Below are 24,895 nucleotides of genomic sequence, written 5' to 3'. Positions count from 1 at the left end.
GGACGCCCGCCGTATGTGCCGTGCTCATTGATTCGGAACTTGATGAAGAACGCACAGCTATTGACGTTGATCGTTCAGGAAATTTATGGTCCCAGGACCTCGCAGGCGAACCAGAGTGACGGAGAACAATGACGTACTCCCTCGGTGTGCGGCCGCGTGCCGCCCGGCTGACCGCAGTGCTGCTGGCCGGAGCGCTGGTCACCTCAGCGCCCCCGGCGGCCTCGCAGACGGTGCGGAACACCGCCGCCACGACCACGACCTGCCGCGACGGCGACGGCTGGACACTCGGCACCACTCAGGTGGATGCGGCCGAGGACCACCACGCCTTCGTCGGCAACGGCTACCTGGGGCAGCGCGTACCGCCCAACGGCGCCGGTTACTCCGAGGGCAGGGCCAAGACCGGCTGGCCGCTGTTCACCCCGCGCTACGACGGCTCCTTCGTGTCCGGCCTGTACGCGCACAACCCGCAGACCGCCGGCGACCGGCAGGCCGTCGCGGCGCTGCCCACCTGGACCTCGCTCGCGGTCAGCACCGGGGGAGCGCAGGGCGATACCTTCAACTCTTCTACATCGCCCGGCCGCATCTCCCACTACAGTCAGACACTCTTCCTTCACTGCGGCCTGGTGCGGACGTCACTCATCTGGACCGCCGCCGACGGCCGCCGGACCGACCTCGTGTACGAGGTGCTCGCCGACCGCGTCAACGCGCACGTCGGCGCCGTACGCCTGACCATCACGCCGCACTGGAGCGGCGAGGCGACCGTCACCGACATGCTGGACGGCCGTGGCGCACGCCGTATGCGGCAGACCGGAGGCGGTGACCGGACCGGCGGGTCCGGGCCCACGATGGATGTGGCGTTCCGGACGGACGGCACGAACGTCGACGGAGCCGTCGCGTCCACCCTGCGCGCCGGACGCGGAGCACACGCCGCCAAGGCCCAACAGGCCGAGAGTGCACAGAACATGACAGCCCGTCAGGCTCTCGCCCTCCCGGTCCACAGCGGCCAGTCGTACGACTTCACCAAGTACGTCGGCGTCGACACCACCCTGACCTCGCACGCACCGCGCCGCGACGCCACCGCGGCCTCGCAGCGGGCCGCCGACCGTGGTTGGGACGCCATGCTGCGCTCGCATACCGCCGCCTGGGCGCGGCTGTGGCGCAGCGACATCGAGGTCCCCGGGCAGCGCGAGATGCAGTCGTGGGTGCGGTCCGCGCAGTACGGGCTGCTCTCCAACACCCGCGAGGGCGCGGCCAACAGCATCGCTCCGGCGGGCCTGACCAGCGACAACTATGCGGGCCTGGTCTTCTGGGACGCCGAGACGTGGATGTACCCGGGTCTGCTCGCCACCCGGCCCGAACTCGCCAGGACCGTCGTCGACTACCGCTACCGCACCCGCGCCGGGGCGCGCGAGAACGCCCGCAAGCTCGGCTACCAAGGGCTCTTCTACCCCTGGAACAGCGGAAGTTCGGGCAACCTGGCCCAGGAGTGCCACAGCGTCGACCCGCCGCACTGCCGCACCCAGATCCACCTTCAGTCCGACATCTCCCTGGCCACTTGGCAGTACTACCTGGCCACCAAGGACGCCAAGTGGCTGCGCGAGCGCGGCTGGCCGGTGCTGCGGGGCATCGCCGAGTTCTGGGCGGGACGCGTCAGCCGCGACCCGGACGGCAGCTACTCGATCAAGGACACGGCCGGGCCCGACGAGTACAGCAACGGTGTCGACGACGCGGTCTTCACCAACGCCGGCGCCGTCACGGCGCTGCGCCACGCCACCCGTGCCGCCGAACTGCTCGGCGAGCGGGCTCCCGCAGAGTGGAACGCGATCGCCGACCGCATCAGGATCCCGTACGACGCACAGCACAAGGTGTTCCAGCAGTACGACGGCTACGGCGGCAGCACCATCAAGCAGGCCGACACCGTCCTGCTGATGTACCCGCTGGAGTGGCCGATGCCCAAGGGCGCCGACGCCGCCACCCTCGACTACTACGCCCAGCGCACCGACCCGGACGGCCCGGCCATGACGGACTCGGTGCACGCCATCGACGCCGCCGGAATCGGCGAGCCGGGCTGCTCCACGTACACGTATCTGGAGCGTTCCATCAAACCGTTCGTCCGAGGCCCCTTCGCGCAGTTCTCCGAGGCCCGCGGAGACAAGGCGGGCGCCCAGGACCCCCTGGCGGGCTCGCCCGCCCACGACTTCCTCACCGGCAAGGGCGGCTTCCTGCAGGTCTTCACCAACGGCCTGACCGGGATGCGGATGCGCGAGAACCGTCTGCACCTCGACCCGATGCTGCCGCCGCAGCTCGACCGCGGCGTCACCCTGCACGGCCTGACCTGGCAGGGACGCACCTACGACATCCAACTCGGCGCCCACGACACCACCGTGCGCCTCACCGACGGCGCGCCGATGACGCTCGACACACCCCAGGGCGAGCAGATCGTCAGCAAGGACACCTCGGCCGTCCTCAAGACCCGCCGCCCCGACCTCACTCCCACCACCAACGCGGCCCGCTGCACCACGGCCAAGGCCTCGACCGAACAGCCCGGTATGTACGCGGGCGCCGCGCTCGACGGCAACACCGCCACAGCCTGGGTCCCGGACGGGGCGCGGGGCGAGCTGACGGCGGACCTCGCCAGGCCGGTCCGCGTCACGAAGGTCACCCCCACCTGGACCGACACCAAGCCCACCACCCACACCATCGAGCTCTCCCTCGACGGGCGGCACTGGCAGCGGGCGGAGGCGGGCGACGCGCGACTCGCACGGTACGTACGGGTCACGGTGCAGGGTGATCCGGATGCCAAGAAGCATCCGGGCGTCGCGGAGCTGACGGTGAATTAGGCGGCGACAGCACGCCGCGTACGTCTCACTTCGCCTATGCGCGAATCACCCGGCCGTCGTACAGGCACACATCGACTTCGTGATGGGGCCGTGCGGCGGTCGGGGTGTCGCTGAGGACGGAGTGGTAGCCGCAGTCCGCGCACCGTTCCGGCTCACCGATCGCCAGCGGGGCGAGGTCCGCGGCCGCGTGGTGGGCGGAGGAGCCGAAATCCCGCCCGCACATGAGGCACTCGACCGTGTAGTCCCCTGCCGGTACCGCGAACTCACCGCAGTACGGGCAGGGGACGACGACCTCCGCGTGCGCCAGCTGCGGCGCGATCGCACGCCGTCGTTCCTCGACCGCCTCCCGGACCCGCGCCGTGGCCGCGCGCACCCGCCGCAGAGAGCGCCCTACGGCACGCGCGTACTGGTCGGCGACGTCCTCCGTCAGCTGTCCGAGGACGTCGGTCTCCACGAAGGCGAGCATCAGGTCGAGTACGGGAAGGGCCCGGCAGCGGATCGCCGCCAGGCTGTCGCTGTCGCGGTCGGACGACAGCAGCGCCCGGTTGCGTACGTACGCGAAAGCCAGCAGGTCGGCGCGCGCCGCCGCGATGTCCGTGTCGCACCAGCGACCGGCGAGGTCGGCCGCCTCGTGCAGCCCGAGGCCCACGTACTCGCCGCGCGTACGACGGTTGCTGTCCGGGTCCCCGTTGGCGGCGGGCCAGATGTCGCCCGCCCAGTGCATGGCCAGGCGCCCGCGCAGCAGGGCTTCCGTCGCCGTGTGGAGATGGAGTACGGGGTAGATGGCCTCGTACCGGTTGGGTTCCTCGGCGAGAGCGGTGGCCGCGCGCTCCATCATCCGCAGCCCGTTGGCCACGAGGGGGTGGCTGCGGTTGAAGTAGAGAGCCTCCTCCTCCGCCGTCGCATCCGAGAAACTGTCGATCTCATCCATCGCCCCAGTGTCCACTGCCGAACTGACCGGTCGCACCTGGGTTTTCGCAGGTCGGGGTGGTGCACCGACGGGCCAGGGGGCCCGCGCGTATGGCTACGGCCTGAGCACGTCGCCGTACCAGCGGCGGTGCGCCGCGGGTTCGACCGCCAGCGCGGCCGCGCCCGCGAGCGTGCCGATCAGCAGGGCGGGCCAGCCGCCGCCGTTGAGGAGCGCGCCGAGGCAGGCGGCGGCGATGACCACCGGGCGCAGGAGTGTCAGGGGGCCGAGGCCGATGACCATCGCGAGCGTGCTGGCGCGGAACGGCAGGAGGAAGTAGGCGGCGAGGGAGAGCAGGACGGCGGTCGCGTAGAGCGCGAGGGGGAGGAGGTAGCCGAAGCCGCCTGCTGTCAGGGAGTCGTACATACCGGATCGGTCCGGTGCCGCCAGCAACAGGAGGGCCGCGGCCAGCGCGGGCGCGAGCAGCAGGCCGGCCCCGGTGGTCAGACCGCGCAGGGACGCCCGGGCGGTTGCCCGGCGCTTGCGGATGCGGGCGTCGCGGCCCGCGTACGCGCGGAAACCGCTGAACGCCGCGTCGACGAGGCCGAGCAGGACGAGCGGTACGGCGGGGGTCATCGGGTGGGCCCGGTGAGGTAGTCGGGGCCGACCAGCCGGCGAGCGGCACGCCCGAGCGACCGGCGGAACGGGTCCTCCAGGTGCGGGCGCACTCCAATGATCGGCCGCAGTGTGGTGCAGAAAGGGTTGGCCGCCCCACGGGGCTCGTACAGCAGTGGTGTGATCCCGGGGACGGCGGCGGCGCGAAGCAGTGTTTCGTCGCTGTGGGCGCGCCGTGCGGAGGCGACGCCGTCGTGGCGGCCGAGCGGGTGGCGCATCCGGGCGAGGTGGAAGATCCACGCGCCGACGGGTGCGAGGCGGGTCGCGGCGATGTCGAAGTGGCAGAAGGCCTGAGCGGGGGAGGCGGCCTGGGACCGGAAGAACTCGCTCAGGGCGGGACCGCGGAAGTGGTGCAGCACACCGGTGGAGATGTAGACGGTTGCCGCCTCCGGCAGGTCGAACGCGTTGCCGTGGACGAAGTGGCAGTCGAGTCCCTCGGCGCGGGCCAGACGGCCCGCTTCGGTCACCAAGGCGGCGTCGAGGTCGACTCCGACGAGCTCGACGTCCGGGCCCAGCGCGTTGGTCGCCGCCAGCCAACGGACCGCGTAGCCCAGCCCGCAGCCGACGTCGACCAGGCGGTACCGGCCCGGCCCGCTCGTCGACCGGATCGCCTGGAAGAGCGGACCGAGCAGATGGACGAGGCGCTCGCCGATCCGCAGCTCCTCGCTGAGACGCTGGAGCTCGGCGTGGACGCTGACCAGCAGCCGGTCCACGGCGTCCGGGTCGAGCAGCCCGTCCCGGTCGGTGGGCAGGCCGGCCACGATGCGGGCGGCCCGCGCGTCTCCGGCCTCGTCGAGCAGCCGGATGACCTCGGCACGGGACACCGGGAGCCGGTGGCCGCTCTGCGGGTCCACCGCTGTGATCAGGTCGGATATCTCAAGCACGGGCACGAGGCAGCACCCTACGGCCTCGCCCACCGGCCCATCCGGGCGGTCCGTCTGCCGTCGGTCGGGGCGAGGACCTCTAGCGCGTGTGGCGGGCCGTGGTGCGGCCCATCCGGGTGATCGCCTCGGTGAGGATGGACCGGGACGTGGCGAAGTTCAGGCGTACGTGCCCGGCTCCTCCCGTTCCGAAGATGTGGCCGGCGGAGAGTGCCACCCTGGCGTCCTCCAGGAACAGCTGGGCGGGGCCGGCCAGGTCGGTGACGACCGCGAGGTCCGTGGGTTCTTCCTCCGGGGCGAGGCCGAGGGACCGGCAGTCGAGCCAGGCCATGTAGGTGCCCTCCGGCCTGGCGTAGCCGATGCCGGGCAGGTGCTCGGCGACGAGCCGGCCAAGGAGCGCGCGGTTGGCGTCCAGCCCGGTCAGCAGCGCGTCGAGCCACTGGTCCCCGTGGCGGTAGGCCGCTGTATGGGCGATGACGCCCAGGAGGCTGGCGCCGTGGTGGACCTCCTCGGGAAGCCGACGCAGATCGGCGGCCGCCTCGGGCCCGGCGACGGCGAGTGCCGCCTTGATTCCGGCGAGGTTCCAGCCCTTGGTCGCCGACATGAGCGAGAAGGCGTCCTCGGCCCCGGGGACGCCGAGGTAGGGCGTGAAGGCGGCGCCGGGCAGGACGAGCGGGGCGTGGATCTCGTCGGCGACGACCCGGATGCCGTACCGGCGGGCCAGCTCCGCCACGTCGGCGAGCTCCTGGCAGGTGTGAACCGTGCCGGTGGGGTTGTGCGGACTGCTCAGCAGATAGGCGATCCTGCCCTGTCCGCTCTGCTGCCGGGTACGCAGGAAGGTCTCCTCCAGCCTGCCCAGGTCGATGCGGAGGTCCCGCCCGAGCGGTGCCTCTACGATCCGGCGGTCGTCATGGGAGATGAAGGCGTAGAAGGGCGCGTACACGGGGGAGTTGACGATGACGGGGTCGCCGGGGTCGGTGATCAGCCGCAGCACCTGGACCGCGCCCATCATCACGTCGGGGACCACGGCGGTGCGGTCGACCGCCACCCCGGCCCATTTCCAGCGGCGTGAGGCGAACCCGGCCAGCGACTCGGCGAAATCGCTTCCGGCGGGATATCCGGTGTCACCGGTATCGATGGCCTCGCGCAGCGCGTCGACGACCGGCGGCGCGAGCGGGACGTCCATCTCCGCCACCCACAGGGGCAGGACGTCCGCCGGATGCGTGCGCCACTTCATGCTCGTGCGCCGACGGAGCTGGTCGAGGGAGAGCGCCTCAAGAGGGTTCGGACACCCTGCGGCCCCGGCGTCTGTGGAGTCTCGCCCACCAACGGCAGTCATCTTCAGCATTGGACCGCCATCCGGATCTCGGCGCAAGCGCCGGACGGAGGTGTTTTCCCGGGGCACGGGTGCGCCGGTGGCCGGGCGTGAAACGGCCCGGACGGGGCGTTGGGGGCATCCCGTCCGGGCCGTTGCTCAAGGCCGGTGCAGTGTGGTGCGCCGGATCAGCCGGTGGTGACCGAGGTGTCGTCGATCAGGAAGCTGGTCGCCAGCGAGGAGTCCTCGGCGCCGGTGAACTTGATGGTGACCGTCTTGCCCTTGAAGGCGGACAGGTCGAGGGTGCGCTGGACGTAGCCGCTCGGCGTGGCGTTGGAGTAGGTCGCCAGGGTGGTCGTCGTGGTGCCGGAGACGACCTGCGCCTTGAGCGTGTCGTACGCGGTGGTGCCGGTCTCCTTGGTGTCGATCGCGAGCCAGAAGGACAGCTTCGGGGCCGCGGCCGTCGCCGGGATGGTCACCGACTGGGACAGGGTGTCGGTGTGGGTGGAGCCGTAGCCGTCCAGCCAGGCGTAGTACGAGCCGGTGTGGGCGGTGGCGCCGGTGTCGTTGGTGATGGCGCCGGAGGACGCGGACCAGGTGGTCGCGCCCGACTCGAAGCCGGGGTTCGACAGCAGGTTGGAGCCGCTCGGCGGCTGCGTGGTGCCGCCACCGCAGGTGGTCGCGGTCGGGGCGACGGCGACGCCGCTCCAGGCCTTCTCCACGGTGGTGCACTGGGTGCTGCTGGCGCCGTACAGGTCGGTCGCGGCCTTGATGGTCGCGGTACGGGCGTCGGCGTACGTGGAGGCGGCCGTCAGGTACGTGGTGAGCGCGCGGTACCAGATCTTGCCGGCGGCGTCGTTGCCGAGCCCGGTGACCGTACCGCCGTCGCAGGTGGGGCTGTTTCCGTAGCTGGACGAGCCGGAACCGACCGCCATCAGGTAGAACCAGTGGTTGCCGACGCCGGACGAGTAGTGCGGGTCGAGGTTCTTGGTGTTGGTGGTCCAGCAGCTCTGGGAGGAGCCGTCCTTCTTCGGGTCGTCCATGTACCGCAGCGGCGTGGAGCTGATCTTCTCGCCGATGAGGTAGTCGGGCTTGTCCGCCGGGCTGTTGGCGTTGAACTCGACCAGGGTGCCGAAGATGTCCGAGGTGGCCTCGTTCATGCCGCCCGCGTCACCGAAGTAGTTCAGGCCCGCGGTGGCCGCGGTGACGCCGTGGCTCATCTCGTGGCCGGCCACGTCGAGCTCGGTGAAGGGCTTCTGGCCGGAGGCGCCGTCGCCGTAGATCATGCTGAAGCTGTCGTCGTCCCAGCCCGCGTTGGCGTAGTTGACGCCGTAGTGGACGAAGGAACGGGCGCCGACGCCGTCGTTCTTGATGCCGTTGCGGCCGTGGACGTTCTTGTAGTAGTCCCAGGTGGCCTGGATGCCGTAGTGGGCGTCCACGGCGACGGTGGCGCGGTCGGTGAGGGCGCCGTTGCCCCACACGTTGTCCGTGTCGGTGAAGGCGACGCCCCAGCCGGCCGGCGGCGAGTCGTTGGTGACGGTCTTGTTCTGGGCGTCCCGCGTCTCCCCGTTACCGCGGGTCGGATCCTTGAGCTCGTAGCCACCGGAAATGCTGTTGGTGCCCAGCGTGACGTCGCCGACCTGGTAGCCGTGACCGGTGCCCGAGGCGGCGGCACCGGCGACGGCCGTGGTCTGCGGCGCGTTGGCGGTGGTGCCCGGGACGACCGTGCTGTGGAAGGTGTTCCACGACTTCCCGGCCTTGCCGGTCGTCGCGTCGACCAGCGTGTGGACGTGGCTGGGCGAGCCGTCGGGGGCGGTGCCGTCGACGACGACCTGCCAGGCGAGCGTCGGCGTGGCCGCCGTCGCGTCGACGACGAGGTCGGCCCGGCTGCCCTTCTTGGAGCCCTTGAACGTCGCGGCGGCCACGGCCACGGCGCGCTGCTTGCTGATCTTCGGGGTCACCGAGAGGGTCAGCGGGGCCTTGAGGGTCAGCGAGGTCGAGCGCAGCTCGCCGTTGGGGGCCGAGTGCACGATGACGTCACCGCCCAGGACCGGCAGGCCCTGGTAGCGGCGGTCGAGGTGGACGTGGCGGGTGCCGTCCTTGTCGACCGTCACGTCGTGTGACAGGAAGGTGTCGTGGGCGCCTGCCTTGACCGTGGTGGGGCTCGCGGCCACCTCGGCGGTGGCGTCCCGCAGGGCCTGGGCCTTGCTCGGCTTGGGCGAGACGGCCCGGGGACCCTTGGCGGCGGAGGCGGGGGTGCCCGCGCCGGCTATCAGAAGGCCGCTGACCGCGAGGGACAGTGTGCCGACGAACAGAGATCGTTTCATGGGGCCGGAGAATGGCGGGATTTACGTCTCCGGGGCAATGAGTTGCCAATTCTGTTTAATAAGCACCCCTGTGAAACGATCATGACAAGTAACGGGTGTGTGTCCCCGCTGTTTCCTGCCCTGATGGACGCGCGTGTACGGAGCCGAACGAACGGTCGGCGCCCGCGCCCGCGCAATCGGGGCCCTGGCCAAGACTGTTCAGATCGTGACCTGTGTCACCCGCCGTTTGGCTGGATGTCGCTAGCATGTGGTCCCCCGCACGGCACGCAGGACGGATCACCTGTGCCCCCTCAAACCCCGCCGCCAGACCTGGCCGACGCCCTGCGCCACGGCCCGTTCGAGGTCGCGCTCGACTGTGCCGTGCGCGCCAGCGGCCTCAGCCTGGAACGCATCCAGCACCGGCTGGCCGCTCGCGGGGTCGCCGTCAGCGTGACCACTCTCAGCTACTGGCGGCGTGGCCGCAGCCGCCCCGAACGACCCCAGTCCCGGCAGGCCGTCCGACTGCTGGAGGAACTGCTGGGGCTGCCCACCGACTCCTTGGTCTCCCTGCTGGGTCCCCAGCGCCCGCGCGGACGCTGGGTCAACCGCCCGCCCCGGGTGCTGGAGACCGAGGACCTGTGGCAGCAGTACAAGAGCCTGCCCGGCCTGCTCGACGCGATGGGCTCCAACGACGACGGGCTGACCCGGCTCGCCGTGCACGACCGGTACGAGATCGACGAGAACGGCGCCGAGCGGCGGCTGACCGTCACCATGGTGCTGCGCGCCGAGCACGAGCGGGTGGACCGGCTGGTGCTCATCAGCCGCGGCGACGACCCGCAGCGCGAACTGCCCGAACTCACCGGAATCCGTAATGCCCGTAAAGGGAGGGTACGTTCCGACACGTCGGTGCCGCTGTCCGTCGCGGAACTGCTCCTGGACCGGATACTCACCAAGGGCGAGACCGACGTGATCGAGTACACCTACGCCTTCGGGACCACCGGTGCCCGCACCAGCGAGGTCGGCACCGGCTTCCGCGCCCCCGCCCGGCTCTACACCCTGGAGGTCCAGTTCCACCCCGACGCGGTCCCCGTCCGGTGCCACCGCTACTCCGGCACCACCGCCGGCGGCCCCATGGACCCCGCCGAACAGGTCTGGATCAGTGCCTCCGGCCGCGCCGCCTTCACCGTCGAAGACCCCGGGCCGGGCTTCCAGGCGATGCGGTGGGAATGGGAGTAACGGCGCTGCCGCGCACGGCCGGTGAAGGGGAGCGTCGTCCGGGGCGACCACGCGGCACCGGCGAGGACTCGGGCTGACCGGCCGCGCGAACCGAAGGGCATCATGATCCACATGACTTCCACAGCGCCCCTCCCTTCCACCGGCACCACCCCTTCGGCACGCGTCTTCCCGTCCACCGGCCGTCGCGTGCTCGTCAGCGGTGCCTCGCGCGGGCTCGGCCGTGCGCTCGCCCAGGCGTTCGCCGCCAACGGCGACCGGGTGGCCGTCCACTTCGGCTCGCGGCGCGAGGAGGCCGAGACGACCCTCGGCTCCCTCGCCGGTACGGGACACGTGCTCGCCGGAGGCGACCTGTCCGACCCGGCGGGCGCGCATGCCGTCGCCGAGGCGGCCGCCCAAGGGCTCGGCGGGCTGGACGTGCTCGTCAACAACGCCGCCGTGAACCTCCCGCACCCGCTCGCCACCACCACGTACGAGGACTGGGCGGCCGCCTGGCAGAGCCACGTGTCCGTCAACCTCCTCGCGACGGCGAACCTCAGTCACCTCGCGGCCCGCCGGCTGATCGAGCAGGGCGGCGGGGGCCGGATCGTCAACGTCGGCTCGCGCGGGGCCTTCCGCGGCGAACCGGACCACCCTGCGTACGGGGCGACCAAGGCCGCGGTGCACGCGCTGGGTCAGTCCCTCGCCGTGCACCTCGCCCCGTACGGAATCGCGGTCGCCTCCGTCGCCCCGGGGTTCTTCGAGACGGAGCGGGTCGCGCACCGGCTGAGCGGTGTGGAGGGTGAGGCGATCCGCGCCCAGAGCCCGTTCGGGCGGGTGGCGTCGGCGGAGGAGATCGCGGCGGCCGTGCTGTGGCTGGCCTCACCGGCGGCCGAATGGGCCTCGGGGACGGTCCTGGACCTCAACGGGGCGTCGTATCTGCGTACGTGAGGGAGCCGCCGGGTCAGGTGGCAGGCTCAGGCGTGACTGATGACCACCTTGCCGAACGCGTCGCCGCTGCCGTAACGAAGGTACGCGTCCTCGGCCTTGTCGAAGGGGACCACGCTGTCGATGACGGGCCGGAGTCCGTGCGCCTCGATGACCGCGTTCATCGCGACGAACTGGGCGCGGCTGCCGACCGCCACGCTGCGGATGGTCGCGCCGGAGGCGAAGACGGCACGGGAGTCGAGCGGTGGGGCGGCATTGCCGACGAAACCGACGCACGCGATGGTGCCGGACAGGGCGATGGCGCGGACGGAGTGGTCGAGCAGTCCGGCGACGTCGACGATGCGGTCGGCGCCCCGGCCGTCGGTGAGGGCGCGGACCTCGCCCGCCCAGTCGGGTGTGGTCGAGTAGTCGATGACGGCGTCGGCGCCGAGGGCGCGCAGACGCGCGGCCTTGGCGGGGCCGCTGGTCGTGGCGATCACGCGCGCTCCCAGCACCTTGGCGAATTGGAGTGCGAAGAGGGATACACCGCCGGAGCCCTGCACCACGACGGTGCTGCCGGGGCGGACGCCGGCTCCGTCGCCGGTGAGCGCGTTCCAGGCGGTGACCGCCACACAGGGCAGCGTCGCGGCTTCCTCGTACGTCAGGTGCGCGGGAACGGCGACGAGTGAATCCGCGTCGACCAGGGCGAACTCGGTGAGCATGCCGTCCAGTGAGCCACCGCGCTGGGCGAGGTGCTCGGCGCCGAACGGCCCGTCCTGCCACGAGGGGAAGAGGGTGGCCGCGACGCGGTCCCCGATGCGCACCGCGTCGACGCCCGCGCCGACCGCGACCACTTCGCCCGCGCCGTCCGACACGGGGACGACGTCGGGTTTGACCGGCAGGACGTACGTCCCGTCGAGCACCATGAGTTCACGGAAACTCAGGGATGTCGCGCGCACCGCCACCAGCGCCTGGCCGGGGCCGGGCACGGGGGTGTCGTGCTCGCGGACGGCCAGGCCGCAAAGCCCGGCTCCGCTGTGGGACAGGTGGTAGCTCCGCATCGGGGTCATGCCCTTCGTGTCGTACGACGTGGGTGGAGGTTTTCGTAGAGCGGTGCATGGGTGTCGGCGCCGGGCGCTATACGGCGTCGGACTCCGAAGCCAGCGGGACCTCTCCCGCGGTCTTGCTGAAGCCGAGGGCCTCGACGATGCGGCCGTCCACGACGCGCATGACGTTGACACCGCTCACCCAGTCGTGCGGGCCGTCCCCGAACCGGTAGTGCCACAGGATCGTGGCGCGATCGCCCGCCACGATCACCTCCTGCGGCATGAACTGCGAGGTGCGGTCGTCGGCGAGCGCGGCCCACCACGACGTACACGCCTCACGGCCGACGACCCGCTCTCCGGTCGGCGCGGGCTGGACGCTCTCCATGACGCAGTCCTCGGCGACCAAGTCGGCCAGCAGACCGGCCTCGTGGTCGGTGAACGCGCGGTTGAAGAGCTCGATGACGCGGGCGGTGCTGCGTACGGGCACGAATCCTCCCGGGGAGAGATAGACCAACTGGTCTACTTCAATAGATAGACCGGTTGATCTACCGCGTCAAGGGCTGGCACAATCACGGCATGACCACCTCCGCCAAGCCGGGCCCCCGCGAACGACTGCTGCTCGCCGCCCAGGAGTTGACGTACACCCAGGGCGTCGGCGTCGGCGTGGACGCCCTGCTCAAGGCGGCGGGCGTCGCCCGGCGTTCGCTGTACGAGCACTTCGGCGGCAAGGACGGGCTGATCGCCGAGATGCTGCGCCGCAGCACCGCCGAGGACGAGGAGCGGTACCGCGCGACGATGGCCGCGGCGGGCGACGACCCCCGCGTCCGGCTCCTCGCGGTGGTCGACCGGCTCGGCCGCATCGCGTCCGACCCGGACTTTCCCGGCTGCCGATACCTCGCCGCCGACCTCGCGCTCTCCGACCGGGACCACCCCGCACACGAGGTCACCCGGGCCTACCGACGCACCCTGCACGTGCTGTTCGCCGACGAGTTCGTCGCCCTCGGGCACGCGCGACCGGAGTTCGCCGCCGATCAGCTGCTCATCCTCGTCGACGGACTGCTCGCCGCCGGTGCGACCCGCCCCGGCAGCGAGCCTGCGGCCGCGTCGCGTGAACTCGCCGAGCACATCATCGACTCCGGGCTGGGTGCCTGAGTCGGACGACCGGTGCGCTCAAGCTTCGCCGGCACGGGACGGCCTCTCCCGACCCTTGCCCCGGCCCGGAATCGGGGTCTAAATTTAGAGAACTCTCTAAGTTTCACGAAGGGGTGTCTGCGTATGCAGCCGGTCGAAGGGGGCCTGCGCGAGCAGAACAAGGCCCAGCGGCGGAACCGGATCCTCGACGCGACGCGTGAAATCCTGCGGGACAGCCCGGAGTTGGTGATCAGTACCGAGCGGATCGCCGAGCGGGCGGAGGTCGCCCCGGCCACCGTGTACAACCTGATCGGCCCGCGCGACAAGATCTGGGAGGCGCTCGCCGCCGGGTTCATGGACGAACTGGAACGCCGTCTGGCGGCAGGGGGAGCCCGTGACCCGAGAGAGGTCGTCAGGGTGACCGTCCAGCTGTTCGTGGGCGATCCGATCCTGTCGCGTCGCATGGTGCGTGAGTGGGAGGCGAGCGGCCTCGTGCTCGACCGCAGTCCGCTCACCCAGCTCCGCCGGGCGATGGCGGATGCGCGGACCGAAGGCCTCCTGCGCGCCGACATCGACACCGACGCCTTGGCTGCCGTTGTCGCCACGTCCTGCGTGGGCGCGCTGCACCAGTGGGTCGCCGCCCTGATCGACGACGACCGGTTCCTCGCACGCGCCCTGTTCGCGCTCGACGTCGCACTCGCTGCGGGGGCCGCGGATCCCCACCGCGACCGACTGCTGGCGCCGCTGCGGACACGGGGTGCGGTATGACGACCGACGCACTGCCACGGCCCCGCAGCTTCGTGGGCGAGGGAGGGATCCGCCTCGCCGCCGACGTGTGGGGCGAGGCGTCCTCGCCGCCTCTCGTCCTCCTGCACGGCGGCGGTCAAACGCGACACACCTGGGATCGGACCGGCCCCCGGCTGGCGGCGCTGGGGTGGCGGGTCATCGCCCCGGACCTACGAGGGCACGGTGCCAGCGGATGGTCGGCCGGTGGTGACTACGACCTCGGCCTGTTCGCCGACGACGTCCGGGCGCTCGTTGCCGAACTCGGCGAGCAGCCGGTATTCGTCGGCGCCTCGCTCGGCGGCCTGAGTTCGCTGCTCGCCGCCGGAGAGGCGCCCGGGGCGGCGATTCGCGCCCTGGTCCTCGTCGACGTCGCCCACCGTCCCGATCCGCGCGGGGTTCGTCGGATCATGGAGTTCATGCGCCGCTGGCCGGACGGATTCGCCGGCGTGGGGGAGGCGGCCGCGGCGGTGTCCGCCTACCTTCCGCATCGGCCGCCTCCGGACGACCCGGAGGGGATACGGAAGAACCTGCGACGCCACGGCGATCGCTGGGTCTGGCACTGGGACCCCCGGTTGCTGGACAGCTTCGAGGGCCGGATGGACCCGCCCGGCATGGCGGAGCGCCTCCTCGCCGCCGCGCGCCACACCGAGGTGCCGATCCTGCTCGTGCGAGGCGGCATCAGCGATGTCGTACGCGAAGACATCGCCGAGGAGTTCTGCGACCGGGTCCCCGGCGCGCGGCGCATCGATGTGGCCGACGCGGGACACATGGTGGCCGGCGATCGGAACGAGCACTTCATCGACGCGATCGTCCCGTTCCTGGAAGGGATCCAGCGGGCGGCACGGTGAGCCGGACCGAGGTGTCGAGGAACTATCCAGTACGGCAACGACTTCCGGCCTACGGCTACAGCCCTCGTCCCAGGCCGACTGAAGATCATCCGTTAGCCCCATGCCGCTTCATGGCGGCTGGGCCAGCATGTGGTGGAGACCTACCGAGGAGCACACCATGTCGTACCCGGAACACCTCGTATACCCGGAGCCCCGCTACCACGGCGACAAGGGTGAAGTGAACGCCACCTTCCGGACGAGCAGCACCCCGCCGGACATCTCCTCACCCGGAGGCTCCACCCACTACCTCGCCACCAACGAGTCGACCGGCGGCGAATTCGGCCTGTACAAGGTGGAGCTGGCTGCACGGTCCGCCGGAGCCAAGGCACACTTCCACAAGGCGATGTCGGAGTCCTTCTACGTCCTCTCCGGCGAACTGGAGCTCTACAACGGCGAGAAGTGGGTCACGGGCCGCGAAGGCGACTTCCTGTACGTACCCGTCGGCGGCCTGCACGCCTTCAAGAACGTGACCGACGAGCCGATGTCCATGCTCATGCTCTTCTCCCCGGGTGGCCCGCGCGAGGAGTACTTCGAGCAGGTCGCGGAGGTGGCGCAGCGCGGCGGCGAGGAACTCAAGCAGTTCCGCATCCGGCACGACAGCTACTTCGTGGAGGACTTCGAGTCCGAGGCGGAGTAGTGCGTGGCCGCCGCACCGTTCCGTGTCGCGGCCCTGGGCCGGATGGTGCCGGTGCCACGGAGGGGGCGCGCGTCGTACCAGCGGGCCACCGCCGGGTGCGTGAAGCCGATGCCCAGAGAGGTCCGCTGCAGCAGGCCGCGGCGCTGTGCGAGGTACAGGGCTTCTTTCACGGTCGGCGGGGTGAGGTCTGACTGTCACGGTGGCCCTCCCCGAGTACGCAGCCAAGGCCCCGGCTCCCAGGGCGAGTTCCCGGAGAAGCCCCCCAGCAGCCAGGCCGCTTGCCCTAGGGTCTGACCTACCCACAGCGGCGGCCTCGGTCCCACGGGCAGCGGGCGCGGGCGTCGAGGGAGGGGCGGTGGCAACAGGTCTCCGCTTGCGTGCCGGAGCGAGGGGACGGGTGTGAGCGGAGGCGAAGCGGGGCGTCGGAGCGTGGGGCGCCGCCATGTGGTGGCCATCGGGGTCTCCGAGTACCACTCACCGCACCTGCCGGACCTTCCCGGTGCCGGGGCGGACGCGGAACGGGTGGCCGGACTGCTCGCGGACTTCGGGTACGAGCGCGTCCTTTCCGAGCTAGGGACCTCTCCCACCGCCGAGCAGCTGAAGTCCGGTCTGGTGCGCTGGACCAGGGAAGCCCGGCTCGGGCCGGACGACGTGCTGGTCCTGTACTACGCAGGCCACGGCGTCGTCGACGGGCCGCGCCTCGAACTGCTCGCTTCGGACAGCGAACCAGGGCGGGCGCCCACGTCATTGGCCGCCGACGACCTCGCCGCCGCGATCGCGGTCAGTGGTGTGGGAAGCATTCTGACCGTCCTCGACGTGTGCGCGGCAGGAGCCGGTGGCGGCGCGGCGGCCGGATGGGCCGTGCCCCTTGCCCACACGGGGTCCCAGGACAGCGCGTATCACCTGGTCGCATACAACAGGAACACCGACGCCGCCGCCGTGTCCCTGGTGGACGCCTTGACGTACGCGCTCACTCACCCCTCCGCCGGGCCGCGGCAACGCTACCTCCCCCTCGCCGATGTGCTCGAGGGTATGCAACGCCACCTCAGGGACCAGGGGGCGACTCGCGAACCCTTCTACACCGGACACCGTACGGAGGAGACGGAGGTCTTCTTCCCGAACCCCCGATACGTTCCTGACCTGCCGCGCGACGCCCTCGACCCGGTGGGTGTGGCCCGGCTGCGGCACGAGCACCGCGACCACTTCGAGGCGCGCAGCCGTGGCGTCGCGCACGCCGCCGAGCAGGGCGACTTCTTCGTGGGGCGGACGAACGCCCTGGCCCGGATCGCCTCCTGGGTGCGGGCGGAGCCCGGCGTCGCGGTGCCACCGCTGGCGGTCACCGGCGCGCCGGGGTCCGGCAAGTCCGCCCTCCTCGGCCGCTTCCTGGCACTGACCGACCCCGACAGCCCGGCCAGGTTGAACACCGCGCCCCAGACGCTGCCCCCGCCGGGACTGGCCGTCATCCCGATCAGTGGCCGAGGCGTCAACGGGGTTCGGTCCCTGATCGCCGACCTGGCCGCCGCGCTGGGTCGGCCCCCCGGCTCGGGCCTAGGACCCGTGCTCGCCGCGCTCAGCGCACGGACCGACCCTGTCGTCATCCTCCTCGACGGCCTCGACGAGATCACCCCATCCGCGTCCGACGACGGGCTCGCCTACTTCGTCCGGTCGCTCGGCGGCTTTCCCGCAGTGCGGCTCCTCGTCGCGACCCGCACAACCCACCTGGGGTTACTGGGCCCGAACGTCGAGGTTCTCGACCTCGACTCACCCGAGTACCGGGACGAGGACGCCCTGTACCAGGTCGCCCATCGACTGGCTCGGGATCCCAGCCGGGCCTCTGAGGTGCTGGCGGAGCTCAGACACGACGCCAACCGCCAAGTGGACCACTCCTTCCTGATGCTCCACCTGCTGACGGCGGGTGCGGTGGCGGCCGACGGCATACCGGCGGACGCAGAGGACCTCCCCTCGCTGTTCCGGGCGCAGATCCAGCGCCTCGGCCCCGACGAGGCACGCTCGGAACGCCTGCTGGCGCCGCTCGCCTACGCGCAGGGAACGGGCCTGCCTCCCGGACTGTGGGCGCCCCTGGTCGAGGCCATGACCGGCGAAGTGTGCACGCCCGAGGAGCTTCGGCGGTTCCGCGACCGGGCGGGCACCCTCGTGGTCGAGAGCACCAGGCCCGACGGCACCACGGTTCACCGGCTCTTCCACATCGCCTTCGCCGAGTTCCTGCGGGCGTCCGCCGACGAGCGGGAGCAACAGTGGCGTATGGCCCGGGGACTGGTCCGCCTGGTCCCGCGCACGCCCGACGGACGAAGCGACTGGGCCGCGGCGGACCCGTACATCCTCGAACACCTCGCCACCCACGCCGCCGCCGGCCGGATCCTCGACGAAGTCGTGCGGGACAGCGCCTATCTGAGCCATGCGGCGCCGGAGCCGCTGCTGCGGGCGCTGGCCGACAGCGGCGCCATCGACCTGGCGACCGCGGCTCCCGAGGCCGCGGAGTCCCGGGCTCCCGCCGACGAGGACGTGGGTGCTGACGCCGACGCGGGCATGACCACGGACGAGGATCTGGCGACGGACTTCGACGCGGCCGAGGACATCGCATTCGACGACTTCGATCGGGCGACGGTCACCGAACGGGCCGCTGTCCAGGTCCTGTCGGCGCGGACCCGCGTCCTGGTCGTCGCCACCGAATGGTCCTCGGGGCGCGGCGGGCTGAGCACCTTCAACCGGCACCTGTGTGTGGCGATGGCGGCCGCGGGCGCCCAGGTCTTCTGCATCGTGCTGGACGCCGACGCCTCCGAGGTGACCGACGCCAAGGACAAGGGCGTCACCCTGCTCACCCACCCCGGCGCGCCGGGAGCCCCGGACTACGGTCGGCTCACCCGTCGCCCCACCCTTCCGTACGGTACGCAGCCGGACCTGGTCATCGGACACGCCCGCGTCACCGGACCGGCGGCCGCCCACCTCAAGGAGGACTTCTTCCCGCACGCCCGTCGGCTGCACTTCGTCCACATGGCGCCGGACGAGATCGAATGGCACAAGCTGGGTGACGGTGTCGACCGCTCCAGGCTGGCGGAGGAACGTACCGAGATCGAGCGCGAGTTGGGGGTGACAGCGCACCGGGTGGTCGCGGTCGGCCCGGCGTTGAAACGGCGTTTCAGCAACGAGCTCTGGGACGCCGGAGTTCCCGAACCGCTGCGCCTGGATCCGGGATTCGATGCGCCCACGTCCACCGGACCGGCCGGTGTGAGGGGTACGCGGAGCGCGTTCGCGCCCCGCAGGCCGCCGGAGGGGCTGCACAAGGTGCTGTTCGTCGGCCGCACCGAGGACGTCCGGCTCAAGGGAGTCGACATCGCCGCCCGGGCCTGCGGAATCGTGCACGAACTGCGGACCAGAACGGCGGGAGAGCCGATCGAGCTGGTCGTCCGCGGCGCACCGCCGGAGAAGGCCGACGAACAGCAGCAGCTCATTCAGGACTGGTCGGGCTGTCCCGGCCTGGGCGTGGTGGTACGCCCCTACTCCTCGGACCCGCGCAAACTGGAGTCCGACATGCTGCGCGCCGGGCTGGTGGTGATGCCGTCCCGCTCGGAGGCGTTCGGCCTGGTCGGACAGGAAGCCATCCTGCGCGGTGTGCCCGTGCTCGTCAGCGACCAGAGCGGACTGGCGCAGCTGCTGCGCGAGAAACTCCGCTCCGCAGCCGACCACTTGATCGTGCCCGTCACGGGCGACTTCACGGACGACACCAGGGAATGGGCCGCGCGGATCGAGAAGTGCCTGACCGGCCGCGATGAGGCGTTCGAACGGATGCATGAGGTACGCAGCCGCCTCGCCGCCTCAGTCACGTGGGCCGACGCCGCCCGCCTGGTGCTGGCCGAGGCTCCGCCCCGGGACCGATGACCGGACCCTGTCGTGAGAGTTCTGGACCGGGACGACTCTTGCGCCGGACGGTACGCGTGTAGTGCGCTGACTCCCATGAGAATGAGTGGAGTTGGTGCACTGATCGCCGCCCTGGTCGCCGGATCGCTGCTCGCGAGCGCGCCGGGGTCGAACGCGCAGGACGTCGGCGCCGCGGACACGCCGTCGCCCGGAGCGTCGTCTCTCAACGGGATCGACCTCGACACGGTGACGATCCCGGAGTTGCAGGCGCGCAGGGACAAGGGGGCCCTGACGTCGTCGGCGCTGACCCGGGCGTACCTGCGGCGGATCGAGACCGTCGACCCGAAGATCAACGCGGTGCTGTACACCGACCCGTCGGCCCTGCGGCAGGCCGCGGCCAGCGACGCCCGGCATCGCAGCGGCAAGCTGCGCGGACCGCTCGACGGCATCCCCGTGCTGCTCAAGGACAACGTCGACACCCGGGACCTGCCGACCACGGCCGGGTCGCTCGCCCTGGCCGGCAAGCCGCCCGGCGACGACGCCGTTCTGGTGGCGCGGCTGCGGCAGGCGGGGGCGGTGATCCTGGGCAAGACCAATCTGTCGGAGTGGGCGAACTTCCGGGCGGCGAAGCCGACATCGGGGTGGTCGGCCGTGGGCGGGCAGACCCGCAACCCGTACGTCCTCGACCGCAATCCGTGCGGATCCTCCGCCGGGTCGGCCGCCGCGCTCGCCGCGTCGCTGGCCCAGGTGGCGATCGGCACCGAGACCGACGGATCCATCGTCTGCCCGGCCGGGATGAACGGAGTGGTCGGCCTCAAGCCGAGCCTCGGCCTGGTGAGCCAGAAGGGAGTGGTGCCGATCTCCGCCGAGCAGGACACCGCCGGGCCCATGGCCCGCAACGTCATCGACACCGCGCTCACGCTGTCCGCGCTCACGGGCGATCGCTCTACCGAAGAGGGAGCACACCAGGACAGGGCGACGGACCGCCAGAACGGCTTGCGGGGCAAGCGCATCGGGCTGTGGCGACTGCCCTCGCTCGGTCCGGAAGTCGACGCCTTGATGACCCGTACGGCGGCGAGGCTGCGCGGCGCCGGTGCGGAGGTCGTCGAGGTGACGCCCCCGTACCAGGCCCGACTGGCCGAGCTCGAATTCCCGGCGCTGCTCAGCGAGTTCCACCGGGACATCGACGCCTACCTCGGTACGCGCCAAGGGCCCCGCGACCTGGCCGCGCTGATCGCGTTCAACCGCACGTACCCGCAGGAGCAGAGCTGCTTCGCCGGGCAGGAACTGTTCGAGCAGGCCCTCGCCGCACCGCCCACCACCGACCCGAAGTACCGCGCCATGCGGGCGGAGCTGACGGACCTGGCCCGGCGCTCGCTGGACGAGACGCTGGCCGCCCACCACCTGGACGCCATCGCCGCGCCGACGAACCCACCGGCCTGGACGACCGACTGCGCACGCGGCGACAACGACGTGATCCCGTCCTCCACCCCCGCAGCCGTCGCCGGGTATCCCTCGCTGTCGGTGCCCGCAGGCTCTGTGGGTGAACTCCCGGTCGGTCTGCTGCTGATGGCGGGCGATCGTGAGGACGTGAGTCTGCAGTCGTTGGGTGCGGCCGTGGAGCGGCGGCTGGGGGCTTGGCGCGCACCGCGCTATCTGCCGTCGGCAGGCCCGGCCGTCCACTGAGCCGGACCATGACCGGACGGTGGCGCTGGCCGCCCTGTCGCTGACGACGAGCGAGGAGCGGCGAGAGGGAGGAGAATTAAAGGGGAGTGGCGGTGCCTGAGGGGCCGGTTCCCGGGTGACGTAGTGCCTGGATCAGCCCCCTCAGCCATCAGCCTCTGCCGAGGTGAAGCCATGACCACGACTGCCGCAGCTACAGAGCCGTACACGGTCCGTGCTTTCCTGTTCGGCCGGGACAAGCCCGGCTCGGTCGAAGCCCTGGTCGGCCCGCTGCACGGCGGCGGGGCGGCCAGGGAACTCCTCAGTGGAAGGACCCGCCCCCTGACAGCCGCGGCCGATCAGGCGGTCGAGCGCGAAATGGCGGCGGTCATCGATTCCTTCCTGGGCATGGACCTTTTCGACGTGGCAGCGGGGGGCTGGCGCAAGCACGCCGCCCTGACCGATGCCGCGCGCCGCACCCGTGCCGCCCCAGGCAGCGAGGGTCGTCGCGCTCGCGACCCACGCGATCACCTCGAGCCATCGCCCCTACGTCGACGTGCTGCTGGACGGTGTGAAGATAGGCACCCTTGATGTGGGCCTCGACCTGACTTTCCGGATCAGCGGGCTCGTCGCCGTCGTACGCAACGCCCAGCTGGTGGCCGTCCGCAGCGGGGAGTGCGTGCTGAAGGGGTCTCTCTCCGTCCAGGAGATCCCACTGGCGAAACGACAGGGCCAACTGAACCTCCCGGGCATCTGGCACCTGCACACCCCGATCCCCCTACTCCGCAACGAGCCACCCCCGCCTCCACCTCCTCCGCCGCCACCCCCACCGACCCGTGCGGCGTGGCCGCCGAGGCCACGTGCCCGATGAATGCTCTGGTCTTCGCGGCGCGATGGCAGTGGGGGGCTGGCGTCTGATGCCCAGCTCACTGAGTACTCGGTCACTAGAGGTGCGTCTTGATCTGGGCGTGGCGGCGAGCGTCCAGCGCTAGGAGGCTAGGTACTCACGTATCCGGTCGAACATGTCGGGGTCTCGCTCCAGCTTGCTGATCAGGGAGTTGCAGCTTCGATGCAAGATCCCCCGGACGCACTCCCCGCATGAGTACGGTCTGTTGCAGTGTTCGTGATCATGGTCGATCACGGTGTTCCTGTTGAACTTCCCCAGGTGCTCAGCACAGACTGGACACCGTCGGCCTTGCCGCTCAAGAATTTCGCCATACTGCTCAAGCGTCATCCCATGCAGGGCTGCCCGCTTTCGGATGAACTCCTGATCCGCTCGACACTTCGCACTGTCACACCAGTAGAAGTACGGGTTCCCGTCCCTCTGCGGCGCGAACTTCCGCTCGTTCTCACCGCCACAGCACGGGCAGATCCGAGATCCATCGACCTCAGCTCCGAGCAGTGCATCCCACATGTGCCGACCCACCCCCTGTTGCGCGTCAGAGCTGACTGCTTGTGTGGCTCACCACGATGTCACCGTCCGTCGTCTTCCCGCGGTAGTACGAGCACCAGAGTCATCGACGCGCCCGACGGTCAGGTGTCGCCGTGGTTCTCACCGCGCGGTGCAGTGCGGGAGCGACGGGCGGTCCTTCGTGCGGACGGCCGGCAGCCAAGCCGTGTGGGGGCGTGGTGCGGCGGCGCCGACGCGTGGCAGGCGGACCCGGAACCAGGTGGTGGAGCGCAGGTCCTCCTCGTCGATGATGGGCTGGCCCTGCGGCAGTTGGCACTCCGCGTCGAGGACGTCGCCGTGCCATACCCGCGTGCCCACGACATTGTCGGCGGTGTAGGGCCGCAGCGGGTCGATCGCGAGGCCCAGGCTGCACTGCGGTTCGCGGTCCGCTCGGTCCTGGCAGCCGCGCTCGGCGTTGAACACCTGTATGTGGGAGGGCGCTTGGGTGTCATCGTCGGCTCCCCCGTACGCCCAGAGTGCGGCGGCCGCCGCCGCGCAGCCGAGGGTGACGAGCAGGGCGGCGAAGCGCAGGCGGCGCCGGACCCGGGGCCGGCGGGGACCGGAACACCTGGTTCCGTCTTCGGTGGCGTGGGTCCGGATGCGTTCGAGGAGGCTTTCCGCCGTGTGAGGGGCGCGGGCCGCGTGCGTGGCGGCGAGGCAGTCGGCGGCGAGGGCGCGCCAGAACTCCGGGACGGTGCCGTCCATCCGTAACGCCGCTCGGTCCTCGGCGTACTCCTGTACGGCCGCGCCGCGCGCGGTCGGCGTCGCGCCGGGGAAGGGGTAGGCACCGTGGGCGAACACCTCGTGGATGATGATGCCGAGCGCCCAGATGTCGGCGCTGGGCCGTATCTGGATGCCGCGCTCGCCGAGCGGCTCCCGCCACCGCTCGGGCGGCAGGTAGTCCAGGGTGCCCATCGGGGCCGTCCAGCCGTGTGTGCCGGTCAGCTCGATGGCGAAGCCGAAGTCCGACAGGCGCACTTGGCCGTCCCGGCCGATGAGGATGTTCTCGGGCTTGAGGTCGGCGTGCACCCAGCCGCTGCGGTGCATGTGGTCCAGGCCCTCGCAGATGCCGGTGACGAGCCGGGCGCACTCGGTGTCGGTCACCGATGACGCGAGCAGCTCGCGCAGGCTGCACCGGGCGCGCTCCGTGACGAGCACGATCGCGCCGTCCAGGGACGGCCGGTCCGGCGCGCTCAGCACCAGCGAGTCGAGGAGCCGGACGAGCCTCGGGTGGCCCGCCGCTCGGCCCAGTTCGAGTTCGCGGTGGGCGGCCTCGGCCACGTTGCGTGCCTGGCGGGGTGCGAGTCCGGCGGTCGGCATGACCTTGAGGGCGACCTCGTGCACGTCCGGGTCGTTCGGCTGGTCCTGGTCCGGCTGGCCCCGGAGGCCGTCCGCGAGGCGGTCTTCGTGCGGGTCCGCAGCTGCCTGTTCCGCCCGCCGCCCCGCGTAGACCGTCGCCCAGCCCCCCGCCCCGATCGGTTCGCCGACGATCCACGGGCCGATCCGGTGCCCCACCGGCAGGAGTTCCGGCTCGCCGCTGTCCGCCGCAACCGTCCCCCTCCGCACCATGACCGCGTCCTACCGTCCGTGCTCGGCCGGCTCGGTGCGCGGGGGTAACAGCGCGAGGTGCTCCTCCCGTACGATCCCGAACTTCAGGGCGAGGGCGACGACGGCCTCGCGCTTGCCGTTGCGGCGGGTCGCGCGTTCGGAGCCGTCCGTGGCCGTCGGGAGGCCGATGCCAGCTTCTCGTCGGCGAGGTAGTCGATGTGCGAACTGACCGCACGGGCCGTCAGCCCCGCGTGGGCGCCAGGGCCGCTGAGCCGCTCGACGACCTGCGGGGTGGTCGGCACGGCGACCGGTGAACTGTCGCGCAGCCACGGCTCGCAGAGCGCGACGAGCACGAGGAAGTACGTGGCGGTCTCGTCCAGGGAGTACGCGGTGAGGGTGCGGCTCTCCCAGGACCCGCCGCCGAGCGCGTGCGGGTCCAGATAGACGTGGTCGGGCGCGAACACCTGGAAGGAGAGCGGCGTTTCGCGGCGGGAGGGCAGCACCACCCGGGAGAACTCGAACGGAATGGGCGCGCCGACGCGGCGCGGCGGGACGCGCAGGTACTCTCCGGCCCCTTCCGGATTCTCCACCAGATAGCCGTGGGTGGCGCTGAGATTGCTCAGCTGCCAGTGGTCGTCCGTCGCCCGGATCTCCCCGGCGAGACGGGACACCGACTCGTCGTCGAGGCGGAGTTCGACGGGCGTACGGGCCGAACCCCGGCCGAACCGGACGCGCTCTCCGGGGCCGAGCCGCAGCGTCGTCGCGTCGCCGCCGTTCCCCTCCGGCAGGTGGATGACAATTCCGCTCAC

Annotated in this window: 19 protein-coding genes and 1 pseudogene; 9 read left to right on the top strand and 11 right to left on the bottom strand. The window is 71.3% G+C overall.

Annotated elements, in window-relative coordinates:
- Positions 1 to 128 precede the first annotated feature (128 nt).
- Positions 129 to 2,840 carry a glycosyl hydrolase family 65 domain-containing protein gene (locus tag IE252_RS31540; RefSeq protein WP_190092849.1) on the top strand — a complete coding sequence of 904 codons (2,712 nt, stop codon included), beginning with the start codon at positions 129 to 131 and terminating at the stop codon, positions 2,838 to 2,840.
- 34 nt (positions 2,841 to 2,874) lie between these two features.
- Here IE252_RS31540 and IE252_RS31535 read toward each other — a convergent pair whose 3' ends face one another.
- From IE252_RS31535 to IE252_RS31515, 5 genes are all read right to left on the bottom strand, one after another.
- Positions 2,875 to 3,771, bottom strand: a complete 897-nt coding sequence (locus IE252_RS31535; RefSeq protein WP_190092848.1) for a hypothetical protein — start codon at positions 3,769 to 3,771, stop codon at positions 2,875 to 2,877.
- A 93-nt stretch (positions 3,772 to 3,864) separates the two neighbouring features.
- The gene (locus tag IE252_RS31530) at positions 3,865 to 4,383 is read right to left on the bottom strand and encodes a hypothetical protein (RefSeq protein WP_190092847.1); all 519 of its coding nucleotides are present in this window, start codon (positions 4,381 to 4,383) and stop codon (positions 3,865 to 3,867) included.
- On the bottom strand, positions 4,380 to 5,312 hold the full coding sequence (locus tag IE252_RS31525) for a class I SAM-dependent methyltransferase (RefSeq protein WP_190092846.1): 933 nt from the start codon (positions 5,310 to 5,312) through the stop codon (positions 4,380 to 4,382). Before IE252_RS31525 ends, IE252_RS31530 begins: the two co-directional genes overlap by 4 nt.
- Before the next feature lie 73 nt (positions 5,313 to 5,385).
- The gene (locus IE252_RS31520) at positions 5,386 to 6,651 is read right to left on the bottom strand and encodes a MalY/PatB family protein (RefSeq protein ID WP_190092845.1); all 1,266 of its coding nucleotides are present in this window, start codon (positions 6,649 to 6,651) and stop codon (positions 5,386 to 5,388) included.
- Positions 6,652 to 6,806: 155 nt separating this feature from the next.
- Entirely contained in the window at positions 6,807 to 8,945 is a 2,139-nt protein-coding gene (locus tag IE252_RS31515) for a M4 family metallopeptidase (protein WP_190092844.1), read from the bottom strand.
- A gap of 282 nt (positions 8,946 to 9,227) precedes the next feature.
- Between IE252_RS31515 and IE252_RS31510 the strand changes: the two genes are divergently transcribed.
- Positions 9,228 to 10,160 (top strand): hypothetical protein, encoded by a 933-nt coding sequence (locus IE252_RS31510; RefSeq protein ID WP_190092843.1) that lies wholly within the window; start codon positions 9,228 to 9,230, stop codon positions 10,158 to 10,160.
- Between the two features lie 111 nt (positions 10,161 to 10,271).
- Positions 10,272 to 11,087 carry an SDR family NAD(P)-dependent oxidoreductase gene (locus tag IE252_RS31505; protein WP_190092842.1) on the top strand — a complete coding sequence of 272 codons (816 nt, stop codon included), beginning with the start codon at positions 10,272 to 10,274 and terminating at the stop codon, positions 11,085 to 11,087.
- Between the two features lie 26 nt (positions 11,088 to 11,113).
- Here IE252_RS31505 and IE252_RS31500 read toward each other — a convergent pair whose 3' ends face one another.
- On the bottom strand, positions 11,114 to 12,133 hold the full coding sequence (locus IE252_RS31500; RefSeq protein WP_308434578.1) for a zinc-dependent alcohol dehydrogenase family protein: 1,020 nt from the start codon (positions 12,131 to 12,133) through the stop codon (positions 11,114 to 11,116).
- A gap of 67 nt (positions 12,134 to 12,200) precedes the next feature.
- Positions 12,201 to 12,596: a nuclear transport factor 2 family protein gene (locus IE252_RS31495; RefSeq protein ID WP_190092841.1), complete on the bottom strand. Its 396-nt coding sequence runs from the start codon at positions 12,594 to 12,596 to the stop codon at positions 12,201 to 12,203.
- 89 nt (positions 12,597 to 12,685) lie between these two features.
- Between IE252_RS31495 and IE252_RS31490 the strand changes: the two genes are divergently transcribed.
- The 4 genes from IE252_RS31490 (at position 12,686) to IE252_RS31475 (ending at position 15,550) form a co-directional block, all read left to right on the top strand.
- Positions 12,686 to 13,261 (top strand): TetR/AcrR family transcriptional regulator, encoded by a 576-nt coding sequence (locus tag IE252_RS31490; protein ID WP_190092840.1) that lies wholly within the window; start codon positions 12,686 to 12,688, stop codon positions 13,259 to 13,261.
- Positions 13,262 to 13,384: 123 nt separating this feature from the next.
- Positions 13,385 to 14,008, top strand: a complete 624-nt coding sequence (locus IE252_RS31485; protein ID WP_190092839.1) for a TetR/AcrR family transcriptional regulator — start codon at positions 13,385 to 13,387, stop codon at positions 14,006 to 14,008.
- A complete protein-coding gene (locus IE252_RS31480) occupies positions 14,005 to 14,874 on the top strand; it encodes an alpha/beta fold hydrolase (RefSeq protein ID WP_229848905.1) in 870 nt (289 codons plus the stop codon). Before IE252_RS31485 ends, IE252_RS31480 begins: the two co-directional genes overlap by 4 nt.
- A gap of 157 nt (positions 14,875 to 15,031) precedes the next feature.
- Positions 15,032 to 15,550 carry a cupin domain-containing protein gene (locus IE252_RS31475; RefSeq protein WP_190092838.1) on the top strand — a complete coding sequence of 173 codons (519 nt, stop codon included), beginning with the start codon at positions 15,032 to 15,034 and terminating at the stop codon, positions 15,548 to 15,550.
- Here IE252_RS31475 and IE252_RS31470 read toward each other — a convergent pair.
- Positions 15,514 to 15,720, bottom strand: coding sequence for a hypothetical protein (locus tag IE252_RS31470; RefSeq protein ID WP_190092837.1), 207 nt, complete (start codon positions 15,718 to 15,720; stop codon positions 15,514 to 15,516). The two genes, IE252_RS31475 and IE252_RS31470, sit on opposite strands and share 37 nt — an antisense overlap.
- Positions 15,721 to 15,949: 229 nt before the next feature.
- Between IE252_RS31470 and IE252_RS31465 the strand changes: the two genes are divergently transcribed.
- Both IE252_RS31465 and IE252_RS31460 read left to right on the top strand, forming a co-directional pair.
- Positions 15,950 to 19,447: a glycosyltransferase gene (locus tag IE252_RS31465; protein ID WP_190092836.1), complete on the top strand. Its 3,498-nt coding sequence runs from the start codon at positions 15,950 to 15,952 to the stop codon at positions 19,445 to 19,447.
- An 81-nt stretch (positions 19,448 to 19,528) separates the two neighbouring features.
- Positions 19,529 to 21,112: an amidase gene (locus IE252_RS31460; RefSeq protein ID WP_373298649.1), complete on the top strand. Its 1,584-nt coding sequence runs from the start codon at positions 19,529 to 19,531 to the stop codon at positions 21,110 to 21,112.
- Positions 21,113 to 22,076: 964 nt separating this feature from the next.
- Here IE252_RS31460 and IE252_RS44360 read toward each other — a convergent pair.
- From IE252_RS44360 to IE252_RS31445, 3 genes and pseudogenes are all read right to left on the bottom strand, one after another.
- A complete protein-coding gene (locus tag IE252_RS44360; RefSeq protein WP_190092834.1) occupies positions 22,077 to 22,502 on the bottom strand; it encodes an endonuclease domain-containing protein in 426 nt (141 codons plus the stop codon).
- 138 nt (positions 22,503 to 22,640) lie between these two features.
- Positions 22,641 to 24,107: a serine/threonine-protein kinase gene (locus IE252_RS31450; RefSeq protein WP_190092833.1), complete on the bottom strand. Its 1,467-nt coding sequence runs from the start codon at positions 24,105 to 24,107 to the stop codon at positions 22,641 to 22,643.
- A 9-nt stretch (positions 24,108 to 24,116) separates the two neighbouring features.
- Positions 24,117 to 24,895, bottom strand: a pseudogene (locus IE252_RS31445) (serine/threonine protein kinase).

Source organism: Streptomyces melanogenes, assembly GCF_014649795.1.
In the GTDB taxonomy this organism is placed as follows: Bacteria; Actinomycetota; Actinomycetes; order Streptomycetales; family Streptomycetaceae; genus Streptomyces; species Streptomyces noboritoensis.
The sequence above is the reverse complement of the archived record's forward strand: the minus strand, read 5'-3'. Positions and strand labels throughout refer to the sequence as shown.